This window comes from Pseudomonas sp. DTU12.1, from assembly GCF_009873475.1.
GTDB classification, from domain to species: Bacteria; Pseudomonadota; Gammaproteobacteria; order Pseudomonadales; family Pseudomonadaceae; genus Aquipseudomonas; species Aquipseudomonas proteolytica.
Map to the genome: position 1 here is coordinate 1,715,055 of NZ_CP045254.1, position 18,317 is coordinate 1,733,371.

Consider the following 18,317-nt stretch of genomic DNA (forward strand, 5'->3'; position numbering starts at 1 on the left):
CCATGTCTGCTTATATCTATGATGGCCTGCGTACACCTTTTGGCCGCAGCGCCGGCGCCTTGGCCAGCGTGCGCCCCGATGACTTGCTGGGTGAGGTCATCCGCGCCCTGGTGGCGCGTAGCCCGTTCGCTGCCGAGGACTACGAAGACGTCGTGGCGGGCTGTGCCTGCCAGGCCGGTGAAGATGCGCGCAACGTCGCCCGCAATGCGGCCTTGCTCGCGGGTTTGCCATTGACCACCGGTGGCTTGACGGTCAACCGCTTGTGCGGCTCGGGGCTGGCGGCGGTGCTGGATGTGAATCGGATGATCCGGTGCGATGAAGGCCAGCTGTTTATCGCCGGCGGCACCGAGAGCATGAGCCGTGCGCCGTTTGTTGTCGGCAAGAGCGAGGCGGCCTTCTCCCGGGCGTTCCAGGTTTTTGACAGCAGTATCGGTGCACGTTTTCCCAACCCGCGGATCGAGGCTGAATTCGGCGCCGACAGCATGCCGCAGACCGCCGATAACATTGCGCACGATCTGGGTATCAGCCGTGGCGACAGTGATGCGTTCGCGGCGCGCAGCCAGGCGTTGTATGCCAAGGCGCTGGCCGAGGGTTTTTACGAGGAGGAACTGCTGCAGGTCCTGGTGCCCCAGGGGCGCAAGTTGCCGCCCAAGGCGGTGGTCGCTGATGAGCATCCACGGCCGAGCACCGATGAACCCGCGCTGGCCCGTCTGGGGGCGCTGTTCGAGGGCGGCGTGGTCACGGCAGGTAATGCCTCGGGGATCAACGATGGCGCGGCGGCGCTGATTATGGGCAACCGCGCTATCGGTGAGCGTCACGGGCTCAAGCCACGGGCACGGATCGTGGCCGGTGCGGTCGCGGGGGTCGCACCACGGGTGATGGGCCTGGGGCCGGTACCGGCGATTCGCAAGGTCTTGGCGCGTGCCGGGCTGAGCCTGGCGGATATGGACGTGATTGAAATCAACGAAGCCTTCGCCACCCAGGTACTGGGGTGCGCCAAGGAGTTGGGCCTGGCCTTCGACGACCCACGCTTGAATGCCCAGGGCGGTGCCATCGCCATCGGCCACCCGCTGGGCGCCTCCGGTGCCCGCTTGGCCCTGACCGCCTTGCGCAGCCTGGAGCGCCAACAAGGGCGCTACGCATTGGTGAGCCTATGCATCGGGATTGGCCAGGGCATTGCCTGCGTGATCGAACGGCTTGACTGAAACCACCGCATGCAAATGCGGACTTGTTGTGGCGAGCGGGCTTGTCGGAACGCCGCATCGCCCGCGTTGGGTGGCGGAGTCGCCCCAAAACCTGCCGGCTCGGTATGCCTGAAACAACCGCGGTGCCTGGAGTGGGGCTGCTACGCAGCCCAGCGCGGGCGATGCGGCGTTCCGACAAGCCCGCTCGCCACAGGGTAGGTCTTCAGTTTCAGACCTATGGTCATCCCAGGCAAGCCAGCTCCTCCATGTGATGGGGGGGGGCAAAGACTCTGCGCCTGGCACAGATCCCCTGTGGGAGCGGGCTTGCCCGCGAAAGCGGTGGGTCAGAAAAATAGATTCTGACTGACCCACCGCTTTCGCGAGCAAGCTCCCACACAGATGCAGCTTCGCACGCTGGTTCTGCGTCAGACCACCTCGAACAACCCGGCAGCGCCTTGCCCGCCGCCGATGCACATGGTCACCACCACATATCTGGCGCCGCGCCGTTTGCCTTCGATCAGGGCATGGCCGGTCAGGCGTGAGCCGGTGACGCCATAAGGGTGGCCGATGGAGATGGAGCCGCCGTTGACATTCATCTTCTCCAAGGGAATGCCAAGCTTTTCCCGGCAGTAGATCACCTGCGAAGCGAAGGCCTCGTTGAGCTCCCACAGGTCGATATCGTCGATCTTCAGCCCGTTGCGCTTGAGCAGGCGCGGGATGGCATAGACCGGGCCAATGCCCATTTCGTCCGGCTCGCAACCGGCCACGGCAAAACCCCGGAAAATCCCCAGCGGCTCGAGGTTATTGCGTTCGGCGTAGAGGCTGTGCATGACCAGGCACACCGATGCCCCATCGGACAATTGGCTGGCATTGCCCGCCGTGATGAATTGCCCGGCTCCGCGCACCGGCTCCAACAGGGCCAGGTTTTGCAGGGTGGTGGAGGGGCGGTTGCATTCGTCTTGGGTGAGGGTGACGGGCTGCTCGCTGACCTCGCCGCTGTGTTTGTCCTTGACCAGCATGTGCGTGGTGAAAGGAACAATCTCGGCATCAAACAAACCGGCGGCCTGGGCCGCGGCGGTGCGCTGCTGGCTGAGCAGGGCGTATTCGTCCTGGGCCTCGCGGCTGATGTTGTAGCGATGGGCAACGATGTCGGCGGTTTCAATCATCGACAGGTAAAGCTCGGGTTTGTGCTCCAGCAGCCAGGGGTTCTGACTGCGATAGGTATTGAGCTTGTCGTTTTGCAGCAGGCTGATGGATTCCACGCCGCCGGCGATCATCGCCGGGACTTTTTCCGACACGATACGCTGGGCCGCGAGGGCGATGGCTTGCAGCCCCGAGCTGCAAAAGCGGTTGATCGACAAACCCGCGGTGGTGGTAGGCAACCCGCCACGGATGGCCGCCAGGCGTGCCATGTTCTTGCCCTGGGCACCTTCCTGGAACGTCGCGCCGAGGATCACATCCTCAATCAGCCCTGGATCAATCCCGGCACGGGCCACGGCCTGTTGGATCACATGCCCGGCCAGGTCGATGCTGTGGGTGTTGTTCAGGGCGCCCCGGTAGGATTTGCCCAGGGCGGTACGCGCGGTGGAGACAATAACGACGTCAGACATCAATCAGCTTCCTGTGCCAGTAACGGTGGGGGTGTGGGCGGCCCATTCTTCATCCTGCAATTGGCGCCAGAGCAGTTTGCCGGCACCGGATTGCGGCAGGTGCTCGCGAAACTCAATGGTGACGGGGACTTTGTAGGCCGACATGTTGGCCTTGCACCACTCGATGATGTCGCTGGCCGTGGTGTCCTGTTGTCCGGGGTGCAGGGTCACCAGGGCTTTGACCGCTTCCCCTCGGCGTGCGTCGGGGGAGGAGATGACGCAGCACTGCTTGATCGCCGGATGGCGGTACATCAGGCTTTCGACTTCCGAAGGCCAGACCTTGTAGCCGGAGGCGTTGATCATGCGTTTGATGCGGTCGACCATGAAGAAGTAGCCGTCTTCATCGTAGTAGCCGAGGTCGCCGGTGCGTAGGAAGCGTTTACCTTCCAGTTCGATAAAGGCTTTTTCGGTGTCCTGCGGGAGTCGCCAGTATCCTTTGAACACCTGCGGGCCCCGGCAGACAATTTCGCCCACTTCGTGGGGCGCCAGCTCCAGGCCGGTGGTGCTGTCGATCACGCGCGAGTCGACGTCGAACGCCGGAATGCCCAGGCATTGGGATTTGCTGCGCGCCTTGGGGTTCATATGGGTCGCGGCCATGGTTTCGGTCATGCCGTAACCTTCGATGTAGTCCAGGCCCAGCAACTGCTTGAGCTTGTCCTTGACCGGGCCGGGCATCGCCGCGCCGCCGCCGCCAATGTAGTTGAGGCTCGACAGGTCATAGCGGTCGAGCCCGTCCTGGGTCAGGAAATCCACGGCCATGGTGACGATATTGGACCAGTTGCTGACGCGATATCGCTGCATCAACTGTGCGGCGACTTCACGGTTCCAGCGGGTCATGACCACCACACAGGCGCCACTGAAAATCGGCCCGTTCATCGACGATTGCATACCGGCGACATGGAACAGCGGCAGGGTGGTCAGCACCACGTCTTCGCAATTGCGGTTGGTCCAGGCTTGGCGGTGCACCGTCGTCGCCATCACCGACCCATGGGTATGCAGGCAGCCCTTGGGTACGCCGGTGGTGCCTGAGCTATAAGGCATCACGCAGTGATCGTCGGCGTCACTCAGGTGGGGGCCGGGGCGTTGCCCGCAATCGAGGGCGGCCTGCCAGCGTGTCACGCCCGGCAACGTTGCCGTTTCAACCGGGGCCAGCAACTCGGGCGGCAGGGGCAGGTCGGTGGGTGTACGCAGGTACTCGGAGTAGGCCGTGGTCAATACGTGGCGCAGCTTGAAGCGGCCGAGCAGCGGCGTGACAAACGGCGCGAGATCCTGGGCGCAGACGACGATCTCGCCGTCAGTATCGTGCAGGTAGTGTTCCAGCTCGCTGGCGCGGCTCATGGGGTTGAGCGGTACCACCATGGCATCGGCGCGCAGCGCGGCGTAGTAGGTGATGATGAACTGCGGCGAGTTCTGCATGAACAACAGGACTCGGTCCCCGCGCTTGACCCCCTGGGATTGGAAATACCCGGCCAGCCGCTCGACCTCATCAAGCAACTGGGCGTAGGTGATGAGGGTGTCGTAGTAGATGATCGCGGTCTTTTGCGGATAACGCCGGGCAGAGATTTCCAGGTTACAGAACAGGCTGGTATCCGGCAGTGTCAGGTGGTGGGGCGCACCCTCCGGCCAATGGGGCAGGTGACGGTTGAACATTCTAAAACCCTATTGTTATGAGTCTGGGTTAATCGATATGCGGGCGGTATGGCGGTGCCATCTCGCTGGAGATTTGCACGCAATGCGGCTGCATGTCAAATATATGGAATCGTGTTTCGCTATGCGGAACTATTGATCGGTTATTCGTAAGCCGTTGAAGTCTGCGGGGCGTTTGTCAAAGAAGGCGGCAATCCCTTCGGCAGCTTCATCGTCCCCCATGGACACCACCATATGGTTGGCCTCCAGCTCCAGCTGTTGTTCGAGGGTCGTGCGGCTGGCCTGGCGGCACAGGGTCTTGATGCGTGCCATTGCTCGCTGGGGGCCAGCGGCAATCCGGGTTGCCAGGGTGATGGCTGTCGGGAGCGCGTCACCGGGTTCGGTCAGCGCATTGACCGCGCCCAAGGCATGCAAGCGTTCACCGCTGATACGCTCACCTGTCAGGCACAGTTGCGTCAGTACCTGGCGCGAAACAAACTCGGCGAGGAACGCCGTGGCACCACCATCGGGCGTGAGGCCAACCTTGACGTAGGCCACCGAAAACGCAGCGTTACGCGCCACGACCAGCATGTCGCAAGCCAACGCAATCGATAGGCCGGCGCCGGCGGCGGCGCCTTCGACGGCGGCAATCACCGGCTTGCTGCAATTTTGGAGCGCGCGGATCAGGTCATGCAGGCCTTCAAGATTGACCCGGCGCTCCGCCGGCGTCATGGCCCGACGCAATGCCAGCCGATGCAGATCGCCGCCAGCGCAAAAATGGCCGCCAACCCCGGTCAGCACCACGGCGCCAATCGACGGGTCTGCCTCGGCCTGGGCCAGGGCCTGGGGCAATGCGGCATAGAACTCGGGCGTGAGTGCATTACGTGCGGCGGGGTTGTTATTGGACAGCACGAGGACAGCACCTTCACGCCCCACAAGAATCGGTTCACCCATGGTTTCACCTGTTGTGCTCAGTGGCTGGTTATCCCAAGGATTATCGGAAGGCAAAGCTTCATTGACAATCACAGCCCTGATTGACAGGCTGTTCAAAATCCTTTGACAGTGATCCCCATGGACCTCAAGTCGCTTACCTTGCTGGTCGAAATCATCGATGCAGGCAACCTCAGCGAGGCCGCACGGCGACTTAAAGTCAGCCGGGCCAATATCAGCTACCACCTCAGCCGCCTGGAGCAGTCGATCGGTTTGCAACTGGTGCGGCGCACGACGCGCCGCATTGAGCCGACCGAGATCGGCCTGCGCCTGTATGAGCACGGGCGGGCCATTCGCAATGAACTGCTGGCGGCGCAAGAGTCGGTCTCATCGCTGGGCCAGAGCTTGCAGGGCAGGGTGCGGGTGAGTGTGCCCAGCGGTTACGGGCAGTGGGTGATGGCCGATTGGCTGCTGGACTTCAAGCGGCTGTACCCGGGGATCGTGCTGGATGTGATGTTCGAAAATCGCGTCGAAGACCTGATGCGCGATGAAGTGGATATCGCAGTACGGGTCATGTCCGAGCCGCCGCAAAACCTGGTAGCTCGGGACATGGGCGTGTTGCGCTACGTGGCTTGCGTCTCGGCGGCCTATGCCCGGGAACATGGCGTGCCCGGACAACTGAGCGACTTGCGCACCGCGCCGCTGATTACCGCAGCGGTGGTCGGCCGACAATTGCGCGTTGCTGCGTACCTGGACGATGAGCGTCATGAGGTACTGCTGGAGCCCACCCTGATTTCAGAGAACTTTCTGTTCCTGCGCCAAGCCGTATTGGCCGGGCTGGGCGTAGGGCTGGTGCCGGACTACCTGGTGCAGGACGACGTACGCCAGGGCACGCTGGTTACCGCACTGGACGCCTGGCGTCTGAGCATCTTCGGCACCAACATGTATATGCTCTACATGCCCGACCACCACCACACTCGCGCGACATCGACGTTCATCGACTTCATGCTCGCCCGCTCCAGAACCACGGAGATAGACTGCGCCCCATGTCCATCCAACACGCACTCCTGACCTCACTCCTGGAAAAGCCCTCGACGGGGTATGAGCTGGCCAACCGGTTTGATCGTTCCATTGGTTACTTCTGGCAGGCCACCCATCAGCAGATCTATCGTGAGCTGGGGCGCATGGTCACGGCCGGCTGGCTCATGGCGCAGGACTGTCCCGAGGCCGACAAGCGGCGCAAAAAAATCTACCAGGTGCTACCTGCGGGGCGCGAAGAGTTGCAGCGTTGGGCGGGCGAGCCGCAAGAGTCGGGGGACCAGAGCCAGGCACTGCTGATCAAGCTACGTGCCGAGGCGGTCATCGGGCCGTTGGGCCTGCGTGAGGAAGTGCTGCGCCTGTTCAAGCAACACCAGGCCATGCTTGAGACATATCGGCAGATTGAACAGCGCGACTTTTCGTCTGCTTCGTTGACCCACGCACAGCGCCTGCAATACGTGGTGCTGCGGCGCGGAATCATGCTCGAAGAAAGCTGGCTGGCCTGGGCGGAGGAGTTATTGCCATTGATTGAGGCGTGAGGCCAGGCAGGGTTCGACTCCGCCCCACCGCCAATCCCTGTAGGAGCTGTCGAGCCCCAGCGAGGCTGCGATGACGGCAACACAGGCACCGAAGATGTCGCCTGACCCACCGCCATCGCAGCCTCGCCGGGGCTCGACAGCTCCCACTTTTGTTCTTCGTTAATGAGTCGCGCTGAGGTCCAGGCGTTTACGTGAGGCTTGATACTCGCCCTTGAGCCGCTCGATCAAACCGCCCGCCGGCAGTACCGACTTGACCGCGCCTACACCTTGGCCTGCGCCCCAGATATCTTTCCATGCCTTGGCCTTGGCCCCTTCACCGGTGCCGAAATTCATTGCCGAAGGGTCGGACACCGGTAGTTCATCCGGGTCCAGGCCGCTGTTGGCGATGCTTTGGCGCAGGTAATTGCCATGCACGCCGGTAAACAGGTTGGAGTACACAATGTCATCGGCCGAGCTCTCGACAATCATTTGCTTGTAGGCCGCCTGGGCATGGGCTTCTTCAGTGGCGATAAATGCCGAGCCTATGTAGGCAAGGTCCGCACCTGCTGCCTGCGCGGCGAGAATTCCATTGCCGTGGGAAATGGCCCCCGAAAGCAGCAGCGGGCCGTCGAACCATTCACGGATTTCCTGGATAAGCGCAAAGGGCGAAATCTTCCCCGCATGGCCACCGGCGCCCGCAGCCACGGCGATCAGGCCGTCGGCGCCTTTGTCGATGGCTTTTTTGGCGAAGGTATTGTTGATCACGTCGTGCAGCACGATGCCGCCGTAGGCGTGCACCGCGTCATTCACATCCACCCGCGCACCCAGGGACGTGATGATGATCGGGACTTTGTACTTGGCGCACAGGGCCAGGTCGTGTTCGAGGCGATCATTGGACTTGTGCACGATCTGGTTGACCGCAAACGGCGCAGAAGGCTTGTCCGGATGCAGGGCATCGTACGCGGCTAGCTCGGTTGTGATCTGTTTGAGCCACTCCTCCAGCACCGGTGCCGGCCGTGCATTCAGCGCCGGGAACGAACCCACCACGCCCGCCTTGCACTGGGCGATTACCAGCTGCGGGCTGGAAATAATAAACAGCGGCGAACACACCACTGGAATCGAAAGACGGCCTTGCAACACAGCGGGGAGAGTCATGGCGGCTCCAATCGGATCGGGGGTCGGGTACCCGGCGAGGAGAAATTAGCAGGGTGAATTTTAATATGCAACCAGTTGCATAGTTGCAGCGCTCGCTGCCCGCAAGAAATGCGTTTGCTGTTCTATGCTGCTTAAGCGGGACTCAATCTTAAGGACGGGAGGACGGTATGAACAATGAACCCAAGCCGCACGACGAGACGCAGCAGGAGCGCGCCCGGCAGCGTCGCGAGGAAGAGAAACCACAGACCTGGAAGCACCCGGATGATGGTACGGAACTGTCCGAGCGCGATCAGGAGCGTCCGCTGAAACCCTGACGGCAACAGCCGGCTTGCCAGGTGCGTGTCAGCCTTGGATCGGCGTACACAGTTCCACCAGCGTCCCATCCGGGCAACGCACATACGACACCACCTGGCCCCAGGGCTTGCTGCTTGGCGCCGTCAGCTCGCTTGCACCGGCGCTTAGCGCCTTGGCGTGGGCGGCCTGCACGTCATCGGTGACGAACCCCAACTCCATGCCCAGTGGTTGTTTCGAGCTGTGGGCTGCCACGTGCCCGCCGGGAAAATTCATCTCCCCCAGCTCATGGGCCGCAAAGGACAAGGTGGTGCCACCCGTATCCAGCTCGCCATAGGTGCCTGATTCATGCAGGAAACGTCGGTTGAAGCCGAAGGCGTTTTCAAAAAATTGCAGGGACGCGGCGACGTCGGGCACATAGACGATGGTGTAGGCGAATTTCATGGTTAAGCGCTCCATGCTTGAGTGAGATGGCGATTAAAGAATGCCTGCCGATACCAGCAAGGCCGTAGGAAACCCCGACGCGAGCACCAGGTACGCAACGATAGCGGCCAGGCACAACCCGACAAATACCCGCAACAGTGTTCTGGCGGTAGGGTGGGCGATGAACTTGATGGACCAGATGCACATCCCGGCCATCAGAACAGCCAGGACAAGAATGACCAGCACGGTGATGTTCTCGGTTGCCGTGGAAGCTGATTTATAGTCCCAAACCCTTGGCTTGGATAGTCTGCACATAGACGCAGGGCCCGCTGTGTTCCTAAACTGCCGGCTGTCTTGGGCTGTGGTGCGCGTGCCATGAATCGCAATGAATTACGCAAGGCCGATATCAATCTGATGGTGGTGTTTGAAACGCTGATGCTCGAGCGCAACGTGACACGCGCGGCAGAGAAGCTGTTTCTCGGCCAGCCGACGATCAGCGCCGCCCTCAACCGCCTGCGCACGTTGTTCAACGACCCGCTGTTTATCCGCGTCGGCCATCGCATGGAACCCACGGCGCGGGCCGAGGAACTTATCCTGCATCTGTCGCCGGCCCTGGATTCGCTGTCGGCGGCGTTGAGTCTTACCCATGATTTCGACCCGTCTGTCAGCACCATGACCTTTCGCATCGGCCTGTCCGATGACGTTGAGTTCGGCCTGTTGCCACCGCTGCTGCGTGCCCTGCGCACCGAAGCGCCGCAGGTGGTATTTGTGGTGCAGCATGTGGATTACTGGCGCATCCCGGATTTGCTGGCAGCGGGCGATATTACCGTGGGCATCACCCAGACCCGCGGCCTGCCGGCCAATGCCAAGCGCAAGTTGTTGCGCCATATCCGCCCCAGCGTGCTACGCGCCGATCCCTCGGACCAGCCGCTGACCCTCGATGAATATTGCTCACGGCCCCATGTGCTGGTGTCCCACACCGCCAATGTCGCGGGTTTTGCCGATGAGTGGCTGGCAGAGATCGGTCGCAAGCGGCACGTAGTGTTATCCGTGCCGCAATACAGCTCCTTGCCGGCGTTGTTGGCCGGCACCGATATGATCGCCAGCCTGCCAGACTATGCGGCCCAGGCCATGGCGGCGGCGGGCAACCTGTTTTGCGAGCCGTTCCCGTTCGACACGCCGACCCTGGACCTGTCCATGGTCTGGCTCAGCCACGTTGACAGCGACCCCGCCGAGCGCTGGATGCGCTCACGGCTGGAAGCCTTTATGAAGGGCTGAGAACGTTGGATTGCACGCTATGCATGGGCTTCTTTCAGCGCTTCCAGCTTGAGGCTTGCTGCGGCTCTGGCCACCTGTTCCCGAAACCACAGGTTGGCGCTTTCCTGCTCGCTGACGTCGTTCCATTGCATATCCAGGGTAAACCCCGGTAGGCCGTTGGGTGCCTCGCAGTGGCCAAACTGCGGCTCCACGGCCAGCAACTGCTGCACACGTCGGGGCAGGGTGACGATGAAGTCGGTGCCGGCAATCATCTTCAGCGCCGCGCTGTAGCTGTTGGCGCGGGCGATGACCTGGCGCTTGTGGGCCTGGCGGGCCAGCCAGCCGTCGATCATGTTGGTGTCCGAGGTCCAGGGCGTGGGGAATACATGGCGCCGTGCCACAAAGGACTGCAGGCTGAACGCCGGCTCGCGCGGGGCGGCGCGTTTGTCGAAGACGCAGACCAGGTCGTCCTCCAGCAGCATCTCGGTCCTGAGGTCCTTGTGCTCGCGATGAAAGTGCGGGCCGAAGCAGATCACCAGGTCCAGGCGCCCGTCGCGCAGCGCTTCGATGGGAATCTCGGTTTCCAGCTTCTGCACGTTGACGATCACCGGCAGGTCGGCATGATCGAAGTCTTTCAACAATCTGGGCAGGATCAGTTGTTCGAAGTACTCCGGCGCACAAAGGTTGAAGGTGACGGTTTTTTGCTTGGGGTCGAACGTCTGCGCACCCGCATGGCAGAGGTTGATGCTTTCGAGGATTTTCTGCACATGGCCATACATGGTGCTGGCCTTGTAGGTCGGGCGCATGCCGGCACGGGTATTGATAAACAAGTCGTCCTCGAAGCTGGTGCGCAGCTTCTTCAGGCTGTAACTGACGGTGGACTGGCTGACAAACAGGGTTTCGGACACATCGGTGACGCTGCTTTGCTCATACACCGCGATGAACACCATCAGGTCCTGCATATCGAGCTTTCTAAGCAAGTTGCTGTTTAGCATTCGTTCCGTCCGTGAGTCTGTTGCGCGACCGCAGCGCAAACAAGACAAAATGTTAACGGAACGCTCGTACCAATAGAAAGGTCTGTCGGACCTTTCTATGTTCATTGTGGGACAGATACTGTTTGGAACACGACGCCCTAGCGGATATGCCGTGCATAGTGGCGTGGGTCGAAGCGCAGGACGATCAGTAACATCACCACCACCACGGCGGTGAGCGACCACCAGGCCCACTCGAAACTGCCCAGTTGGTCGCGGATCATCCCGGCAATCAGCGGCGATACGCCAGCAATCAGGTAGCCGATGCCCTGCACGAATGCCGTCAGGCCACCGGCGCGGCGTGGGTTGTCCAGATGGTCGAGCGACAGGATCAGGCTCATGGGGAACAGCCCGCCAATGCCCAGGCCCAGCAGGCACGGCCACAGTAATGTGAGGTGCTGCGGCGAGAGGATCAGGCCACAGAAGCCCGCGATGATCAGCACCAGCAACACGGCAACCACGCCGCGCTTGTCCTGCCGCCGGTTGGCGATGGCCGGGGTGATCAGCCCGGACACCACTTCCATGGCCGTGAGGAAGCCCAGTAGCAGCCCGGCGTTTTGTTCGCTCCAGCCCTGCTCGACGTAGTACGGCGCCAGCCATGCCAGTACGCAGGTGTAGGAAGCGGTACCGAGGCCGAAGAAAATCGCCAGCAACCACGCACGGCGATTACCGAAAAATGACTCCTGGGGGCCGGCGCCGGCTGGGGGCAGGGGTGGCAACGCCGCGCGCTGGGCGTACCAGAACAGCAGCGCCAATACCGCAAGCACCGCCCAGATTGCCAGGCCGATGCGCCAACTGCCGGTTTGCACCTGGATGAACGGCGAGAACGATGCCGCTAATGCTGCGCCACCCATGATCGCGGTGACGTACAGGCCCATGAACAGCGAAACATTGTCACGAAAGTGCGACTTGATCAGCGCGGGCATCAACGCCTGGATCAACGCAATGCCCACGCCGGCGGCAATGGCGCTGAGGATCAATTCGGCCGCAGAGTCGAGAAACAGCCGCGACAGCGTGGCCAGGCCAATCACCACCAGCGACAGCACGATACTGCGATGCTCTCCCAACCGTTTGCCCAGGCCAATGCCAAAGAACATCGCCAAGCCCATCGCCATCACTGGCAGCATGGTCAACAACGAGGCGGTGCTGAAACTCAGGGGTACATCGGCGCGGATCGACGATAACAAAGGCCCGACCGCCGCCATGGACGGGCGCAGGTTCAGGGCCACCAGCACAACGCTGAGCATCAGCCAGAGGGCGGTGGTGGGTTTAGCGTGGACGTTTTCCATGGGCGGGCCTTGAGCGGACAAGGTCGCTATTAGGCGGCCACCCAGGGCGGGGGGCAAATGAGAAAGTCGCAGGGGCTATTGAAAAAACAGGCGCCGCTTTGTCGATTGCACACCTGACCTGTGGCAATCAGATATTGCGCAGAGACTGGTTGTGGGGCTGCTGCGCAGCCCCGCGCGGGCATGAGTATCTACACAACTCTCTGATACTTCTGGGCTCTGGGTTTTGGGCTGATGTAGGGGGCATATCCATTGCTGCGGTAACGGCGGCCATGGGTTCCGCCCTTACGGCGGCTCACTTTTGAACAGCGCAAAAGTAAGCAAAACGCTCTTGCCCCACCACTCGGTGCCTCGCCTAGGCTCGGCATGCCCGCAGTCAGGCATTGCTCCGTGGGCCCGCCGCGATCGGCCATCCATGGCCGTGTCGCGGCTACCCCGGCATCCTGCCGGGGTGCCCACTGCGCAATACCTGCCTGCGGCCATCGTGGTTTAACGGGGCGCCCAAGATCAAAAGCCAGATCAAAAGCAGAGCAACAGCAACAACAAAGCCAGAGCGCGCAGCTGCATTCCCCTGTGGGAGCTGGCTTGCCTGCGATAGCGGTGTATCAGCCGATAAATATATTGACTGATCGACCGCTATCGCAGGCAAGCCAGCTCCCACAGGTATACGCGTAAGCCTCACCGATCAGGTCGGCTGTCAGGGCGGAACCCATAGCCGCCGTTACCGCAGCAACGGATATGTACACAACCCAAAGAACCATCAAAGAGTTGTGTAGATACTCATGCCGCGCGGGGCAAGCCCGCTCGCTACAGGGTGTGTGCTTAGTAGCCTACGGTGAAACGCTGGCGCGAATGTTTCGGTGTTTCCACTTCATCGATCAACGCAATGGCGAAGTCGGCAAAGCTGATCCAACTGCGGCCTTCGCTGCTCACCAGCAGGTCGTCCTGGCCCAGGCGGAACGTGCCGGTGCGCTCAGTCTCGACAAACTCTGCCGAGGGCGAAAGAAAGGTCCAGTCCAACGTCTTTTCCTGGCGCAAGGTGTCGAGGAACATCGCACCCGCACTGGCCTCGGCCTTGTATTCGGCAGGGAACCCTTCGCTGTCGATGACCCGCCCGCCGCCGGGCAACAGCAGCGAACCCGCACCGCCCACTACCAGCAAACGCTTTACGCCGGCCTGTTTGACCGGGCCGATCACTGCGGCAGCGGGCAGGGTGGCGAAGTGCGCGGCGCTGATCACCACGTCGTTGCCGCTGATGGCCTGTTGCAGAGCTGCCGCGTCCAGGGCGTCGACCTGTTTGACGGTCAGGCCGGGACGCGCTGCGATAGCGCCAGTGTTACGGGCAATGGCAGTGACCGTGTGGCCGCGACGCAGGGCTTCTTCCAGCAGTTGGCTACCGGCACGGCCGGTGGCACCAATGATTGCAATCTTGCTCATGACGTTCTCCAGGGTGGGTAAGGGTTGGATCAATTCACCACTTCATTTCGCCCTTGGCGACTTTGGCGCTCAGTTCCAGGGAGCTTTCATCGGCCAGGTGCGGGTAGCGTTTTTTCATCGCCGCGATCAGTGCGGTGGAGTCCTTGGCCTTGGCGGCCTCTACGTCGAACGCCTTGATGTAGTCGGCAGTGAAGGCGACAGATTTGGCCGAAGGTGTGCCCAGGTAGTGACCGGGTACCACGGTGACCGGTTTGAGTTTTTCGATACGTTGCAGGGTGCCCAGCCAATCGGCGTGGGATTTCGCGCCCTGGGTGTCGGCCATCCACAGGTGGATGTTTTGCGAGACCACCACGCCGCCGACCACGGCCTTGATCGATGGGATCCAGACAAAGCTGCGATCCGGCTGCGGGCCGTCCAGGCCGATCACTTCCAGTGCTTGCCCTTCAAGCGTCAGGCTATGGCCTTCGAGGACTTGGGGAATAATGGTTTTGGCCGGCTTGTCGTCGCCCATTTTCGGACCCCAGTATTCGATCTTTCCGGCAACGGTGGCCTTGATATGGTCGACCACTGGCTGCGGGGCGAGGATCTTGGCCTGGGGGAAGGCGCTGGCCAGGGTGTCGAGGCCGAAGTAGTAGTCTGGGTCGCCATGGCTGATATAGATGGTGGTCAGTTGTTTGCCGCTGGCGCGGATTTTCTGCACCAGTTGTTCGGCCTGGCCTTTGCCAAACTGCGCGTCCACCAGGATCGCGTCTTTCTCGCCGCTGACCAGCACCGAACTGACAGGGAAGATCGCCGATTCGCCCGGGTTGTAGACATCGAGGGTGAGGTCGGCGGCGACGGCGTGGGCGGCAAAGCCGAGAACGGTAGTGGCCAATACAAAGCGCTTGAGGGTGGTGAGCATGTTCAGGTCCAGGTCAGGGGTGCCTTGGCAGGCGATGGACAGAGCTTAGTTGCACTGAACGCAGCAAAAAATGCGATGCTGGAACATAGTTTGTTTCTGAAATCGGGCAAATCATGGATCGTCTTCAAGCAATGCGGGTGTTTGTCACCGTGGTCGACCTGGGCAGCCAATCTGCCGCCGCCGATCATCTGGACCTGTCGCGCCCTGTGGTGTCGCGTTATCTGGCGGAGTTGGAGGACTGGGTCGGCGCACGCTTGATGCACCGCACCACCCGCAAGCTCAGCCTGACCGCCGCCGGCAGCGAAACCCTGCCACGATGCCGGCAGATGCTGGAATTGTCCTGCGACATGCAGGCCGCCGTCAGCGAACCGGACGACGCCCCCCGTGGCCTGGTGCGCCTGAGTGTCAGCACCTCGTTTGGCCAGGCGCAGTTGGCCGAGGCGATGGCCGATTACGTCAAGCGTTACCCGTTGGTCAGCATTGACCTGCAGATGCTCGATCGCACGGTGAACCTGGTGGATGAGCGCATTGACCTGGCGATCCGCACCAGCAATGACCTGGACCCCAACCTGATCGCCCGTCAACTGACGGTATGCCGCTCGGTGATCTGCGCTTCGCCGGCGTATCTGCAGGAACACCCGCAACCCCAGCGGGTAGAGGAGCTGGCGGGGCATAACTGTCTGACCCATTCTTACTTCGGCAAAAGCCTGTGGCATTTCGAGGAGGATGGCGAACCGGTATCGGTGCCGGTGCACGGCAATATCAGCGCCAATGAGGCCAGCACCTTGCTACGGCTGACCCTGGCCGGAGCGGGGGTGGCGATGTTGCCGACCTATCAGGCCGGCGATTACATCCGCAGCGGGCAACTGATCCGCCTGCTGCCCCATGCCGAGCCCCGGCGGATGAACATGTACGCGGTCTACGCCTCGCGCAAGCACATGCCGCAGGCCTTGCGCAGCCTTCTGGATTTCCTGGTATTGCGCTTCCCGCCCGAGCCGCAATGGGATGCGGGGCTGTAGGGCCGATAAGGCGCCTGAATACCCGTCAATACTGGCAACTCGCCCTGGCTGACCTATGCTTAAGACAGCACCTTCTTGATCTGTCCGGAGGTCACCGCCATGACGATCAAAACCAGAAAGTACCTGATGATCTTTGCCCTGTGCGCCTTCGCCACAGCCCTGTACGGCACCGCCGCCTACCGCGCCGAACAGGCCCGCCAGCAACCGGGCATGGCCGCGAGTTGCAACCATGGGCAATGCACCTACTCAGCGACGTTGAGCGCTCTGCGCTGACACACCATCGTTAGGCGCCGCGTTCAGCTGTTCGCGAAATGCCTTGGGTGAAAACCCCACGCGTCGTCGGAACAGGCGTGAAAAGTTGGTCGGATCTGAAAACCCCAAAACCTCAGACATTTCGTTGATGGTCATGCTGGTGTAGGTCAGCAGGCGCTTGGCCTCCAACAACTGACGGTCATGCATGATCTGCAAGGCCGGCTGCCCGCCCAATTCGCGGCAGGTGCCGTTGAGGTGCGACACAGAGATCCCCAGCTTGTGCGCCAGGTCTTCGATTTTCGGGTGTTCGCGGTAGTGCTGCTCCACCAACTGGGTGAAACGCCGGAAGTATTCACGGCCCCGTGGGGCCCGTGGATGGCGGCGCTGGATGGCCTGGCGGCTGATCCACACCAGCAGCACGCTGACCAGGGCGTGCATCATCATGTCCCGGGCCGGGAAGTCGTCGCTGTATTCGTTCTGCAACCGCGTAAACAGGCTATTGAGATAGTCACTGTCCTGGCCCGCCGGGTAGCTGCCCAGGGCGCTCAAGCCGTCCACCGCCGAACCCAATTGGCCTTGCAGGTGCGCCACCAGTGGCGCGGCCAGTGTCACCACAAATCCTTCGACATCCTCGGAAAACCGGAACCCATGCACACACAGTGGCGGCAGCACCTGCAGGGTCGACTGCGTCAGCGTCGTGCGCTGGCCCTCGATCTCCAGTTGCGCCTGGCCCTTGTACACGTAGAGCAATTGGCACAGGTCCGCATGCCGGTGGGGTTGGATTTCCCACTGGTACTCACGGCTGCGCCGGGAGATGGTTTCACAGTGCAGCAAGTCTGGCGTCGGCCACTGTTGGCTTTCCCCGTAGAGTTTGAACACTGGAATCGCGGGGCTGGCATTTTTGGTCATGTTTTTATCCGATACTCAGGACAGTGGTTCGGTAATCGCCCCGATTGGCGAAAAGCGCAGGCTTTGGCTCAGTTTTCACCTTCTTGTGGCGGTCACTCAAGGGAAAAATGCCAGTACCAAAACCACTGACAACGCTTTCACCGGTTACGTTCGGGGGAAGCAGGCGGGTGATAAAAATAATGAAAACGCTAAAAACCCAAATCGCCATCATCGGCGCCGGTCCTTCGGGGCTGCTGCTCGGCCAGTTGCTGCACAACGCCGGGATTGAAACCCTGATTCTTGAGCGGCAGACCCCGGACTATGTACTGGGGCGGATTCGCGCCGGGGTGCTGGAGCAGGGCATGGTCGAGCTGTTGCGCCAGGCGGGCGTCGGCCAGCGGATGGACGCCGAGGGCCTGGTGCATGAAGGCTTCGAGCTGGCTCTGAATGGGCGTTTGCAACACATCGACCTGAAATCCCTGACCGGCGGCAAGACCGTGATGATCTACGGCCAGACCGAAGTCACCCGCGACCTGATGGCCGCCCGCGAGCAGGCCGGCGCCATCACTTTCTATGAAGCACGCAACGTACAACCCCACGACCTCAAGGGTGAGCGGCCCTGGCTGACCTTCGAGCATCAAGGCCAGCAGGTACGCGTGGACTGTGACTACATCGCCGGTTGCGATGGCTTCCACGGCGTGGCGCGTCAGTCGATCCCCAGTGACGTGCTCAAGACCTTCGAGCGGGTTTACCCCTTCGGCTGGCTGGGCATTCTTGCCGACACCCCGCCGGTCCACGACGAATTGGTATACGCCAAGCACCCGCGCGGCTTTGCCCTGTGCAGCATGCGTTCGCCCAGCCGCAGTCGCTATTACCTGCAAGTGCCGGCCGAGGAGTCGATTGACGGGTGGTCCGACCAGCGCTTCTGGGATGAACTCAAGGCGCGCTTACCCACGGATCTGGCGGCGCAATTGGTCACCGGGCCGTCGATCGAAAAAAGCATCGCCCCGCTGCGCAGTTTCGTGGTGGAGCCCATGCAGTACGGGCGCCTGTTCCTGCTGGGAGACGCCGCCCACATCGTGCCGCCCACCGGGGCCAAGGGCCTGAACCTGGCGGCCAGTGATGTCAGCACCCTGTTTACGATCCTGTGCAAGGTGTACCGGGAAGGGCGCGTGGAGCTGCTGGAAAAATACTCACAGATCTGCCTGCGCCGTATCTGGAAGGCCGAGCGGTTTTCGTGGTGGATGACCTCGATGCTGCACCAGTTTCCCGAGGCGGATGGCTTCAGCCAACGCATCGCCCAGAGTGAGCTGGAGTACTTTGTCGAGTCTGAGGCCGGGCGTAAAACCATTGCAGAAAATTACGTAGGACTTCCCTACGAAGCTATCCAATAGCTGGCTATCGAGTAACATGACGGGCATTGCCGCGGGCC

Annotated in this window: 19 protein-coding genes; 8 read left to right on the forward strand and 11 right to left on the reverse strand. The window is 61.6% G+C overall.

What is annotated here, in order from left to right; all coding sequences use genetic code 11:
* Positions 1-2: 2 nt before the first annotated feature.
* Positions 3-1,205: a 3-oxoadipyl-CoA thiolase gene (locus GDV60_RS07610; RefSeq protein WP_092234312.1), complete on the forward strand. Its 1,203-nt coding sequence runs from the start codon at positions 3-5 to the stop codon at positions 1,203-1,205.
* A 404-nt stretch (positions 1,206-1,609) separates the two neighbouring features.
* On the opposite strand, the gene GDV60_RS07615 is transcribed toward GDV60_RS07610, so the two are convergent.
* From GDV60_RS07615 to GDV60_RS07625, 3 genes are all read right to left on the reverse strand, one after another.
* Positions 1,610-2,794, reverse strand: a complete 1,185-nt coding sequence (locus tag GDV60_RS07615) for an acetyl-CoA C-acyltransferase (RefSeq protein ID WP_159906757.1) — start codon at positions 2,792-2,794, stop codon at positions 1,610-1,612.
* Positions 2,795-2,797: 3 nt separating this feature from the next.
* A complete protein-coding gene (locus GDV60_RS07620; RefSeq protein ID WP_159906759.1) occupies positions 2,798-4,483 on the reverse strand; it encodes a long-chain-fatty-acid--CoA ligase in 1,686 nt (561 codons plus the stop codon).
* 129 nt (positions 4,484-4,612) lie between these two features.
* On the reverse strand, positions 4,613-5,413 hold the full coding sequence (locus GDV60_RS07625; RefSeq protein WP_029299047.1) for an oxepin-CoA hydrolase, alternative type: 801 nt from the start codon (positions 5,411-5,413) through the stop codon (positions 4,613-4,615).
* A gap of 117 nt (positions 5,414-5,530) precedes the next feature.
* On the opposite strand from GDV60_RS07625, the gene GDV60_RS07630 reads away from it, so the two are divergent.
* Together GDV60_RS07630 and GDV60_RS07635 are read left to right on the forward strand one after the other, a co-directional pair.
* Positions 5,531-6,460 (forward strand): LysR family transcriptional regulator, encoded by a 930-nt coding sequence (locus tag GDV60_RS07630; RefSeq protein ID WP_070996410.1) that lies wholly within the window; start codon positions 5,531-5,533, stop codon positions 6,458-6,460.
* Positions 6,436-6,966, forward strand: coding sequence for a PadR family transcriptional regulator (locus GDV60_RS07635; protein ID WP_104911796.1), 531 nt, complete (start codon positions 6,436-6,438; stop codon positions 6,964-6,966). Before GDV60_RS07630 ends, GDV60_RS07635 begins: the two co-directional genes overlap by 25 nt.
* 159 nt (positions 6,967-7,125) lie before the next feature.
* Here the strand turns inward: GDV60_RS07635 and GDV60_RS07640 are convergent, their stop codons facing one another.
* Complete coding sequence (locus GDV60_RS07640; protein WP_092234328.1) at positions 7,126-8,100, reverse strand: nitronate monooxygenase family protein; 975 nt, start codon at positions 8,098-8,100, stop codon at positions 7,126-7,128.
* Between the two features lie 167 nt (positions 8,101-8,267).
* Between GDV60_RS07640 and GDV60_RS26535 the strand changes: the two genes are divergently transcribed.
* Positions 8,268-8,414: a hypothetical protein gene (locus GDV60_RS26535; RefSeq protein ID WP_166647833.1), complete on the forward strand. Its 147-nt coding sequence runs from the start codon at positions 8,268-8,270 to the stop codon at positions 8,412-8,414.
* Positions 8,415-8,442: 28 nt separating this feature from the next.
* Here the strand turns inward: GDV60_RS26535 and GDV60_RS07645 are convergent, their stop codons facing one another.
* Entirely contained in the window at positions 8,443-8,835 is a 393-nt protein-coding gene (locus GDV60_RS07645) for a VOC family protein (RefSeq protein WP_159906761.1), read from the reverse strand.
* 33 nt (positions 8,836-8,868) lie between these two features.
* Complete coding sequence (locus tag GDV60_RS07650; RefSeq protein ID WP_029292315.1) at positions 8,869-9,060, reverse strand: hypothetical protein; 192 nt, start codon at positions 9,058-9,060, stop codon at positions 8,869-8,871.
* Positions 9,061-9,189: 129 nt separating this feature from the next.
* On the opposite strand from GDV60_RS07650, the gene GDV60_RS07655 reads away from it, so the two are divergent.
* Positions 9,190-10,092 carry a LysR substrate-binding domain-containing protein gene (locus GDV60_RS07655; RefSeq protein ID WP_029292316.1) on the forward strand — a complete coding sequence of 301 codons (903 nt, stop codon included), beginning with the start codon at positions 9,190-9,192 and terminating at the stop codon, positions 10,090-10,092.
* 17 nt (positions 10,093-10,109) lie between these two features.
* On the opposite strand, the gene GDV60_RS07660 is transcribed toward GDV60_RS07655, so the two are convergent.
* From GDV60_RS07660 to GDV60_RS07675, 4 genes are all read right to left on the reverse strand, one after another.
* Positions 10,110-11,066 carry a LysR family transcriptional regulator gene (locus GDV60_RS07660; protein WP_159906763.1) on the reverse strand — a complete coding sequence of 319 codons (957 nt, stop codon included), beginning with the start codon at positions 11,064-11,066 and terminating at the stop codon, positions 10,110-10,112.
* A 137-nt stretch (positions 11,067-11,203) separates the two neighbouring features.
* The gene (locus GDV60_RS07665) at positions 11,204-12,391 is read right to left on the reverse strand and encodes a cyanate transporter (RefSeq protein ID WP_092234335.1); all 1,188 of its coding nucleotides are present in this window, start codon (positions 12,389-12,391) and stop codon (positions 11,204-11,206) included.
* 819 nt (positions 12,392-13,210) lie between these two features.
* On the reverse strand, positions 13,211-13,825 hold the full coding sequence (locus GDV60_RS07670; protein WP_159906765.1) for an NAD(P)-dependent oxidoreductase: 615 nt from the start codon (positions 13,823-13,825) through the stop codon (positions 13,211-13,213).
* A 34-nt stretch (positions 13,826-13,859) separates the two neighbouring features.
* Positions 13,860-14,726, reverse strand: a complete 867-nt coding sequence (locus GDV60_RS07675) for an MBL fold metallo-hydrolase (protein ID WP_159906767.1) — start codon at positions 14,724-14,726, stop codon at positions 13,860-13,862.
* Positions 14,727-14,839: 113 nt separating this feature from the next.
* On the opposite strand from GDV60_RS07675, the gene GDV60_RS07680 reads away from it, so the two are divergent.
* A complete protein-coding gene (locus GDV60_RS07680; RefSeq protein WP_029292321.1) occupies positions 14,840-15,745 on the forward strand; it encodes a LysR family transcriptional regulator in 906 nt (301 codons plus the stop codon).
* 99 nt (positions 15,746-15,844) lie between these two features.
* Positions 15,845-16,018, forward strand: coding sequence for a hypothetical protein (locus GDV60_RS26540; RefSeq protein ID WP_166647834.1), 174 nt, complete (start codon positions 15,845-15,847; stop codon positions 16,016-16,018).
* Here GDV60_RS26540 and GDV60_RS07685 read toward each other — a convergent pair.
* Positions 15,992-16,906, reverse strand: a complete 915-nt coding sequence (locus GDV60_RS07685; protein WP_070995095.1) for a helix-turn-helix domain-containing protein — start codon at positions 16,904-16,906, stop codon at positions 15,992-15,994. The two genes, GDV60_RS26540 and GDV60_RS07685, sit on opposite strands and share 27 nt — an antisense overlap.
* 179 nt (positions 16,907-17,085) lie before the next feature.
* Between GDV60_RS07685 and pobA the strand changes: the two genes are divergently transcribed.
* Positions 17,086-18,279, forward strand: a complete 1,194-nt coding sequence (gene pobA / locus GDV60_RS07690) for a 4-hydroxybenzoate 3-monooxygenase (RefSeq protein WP_159906769.1) — start codon at positions 17,086-17,088, stop codon at positions 18,277-18,279.
* Positions 18,280-18,317: the final 38 nt, after the last annotated feature.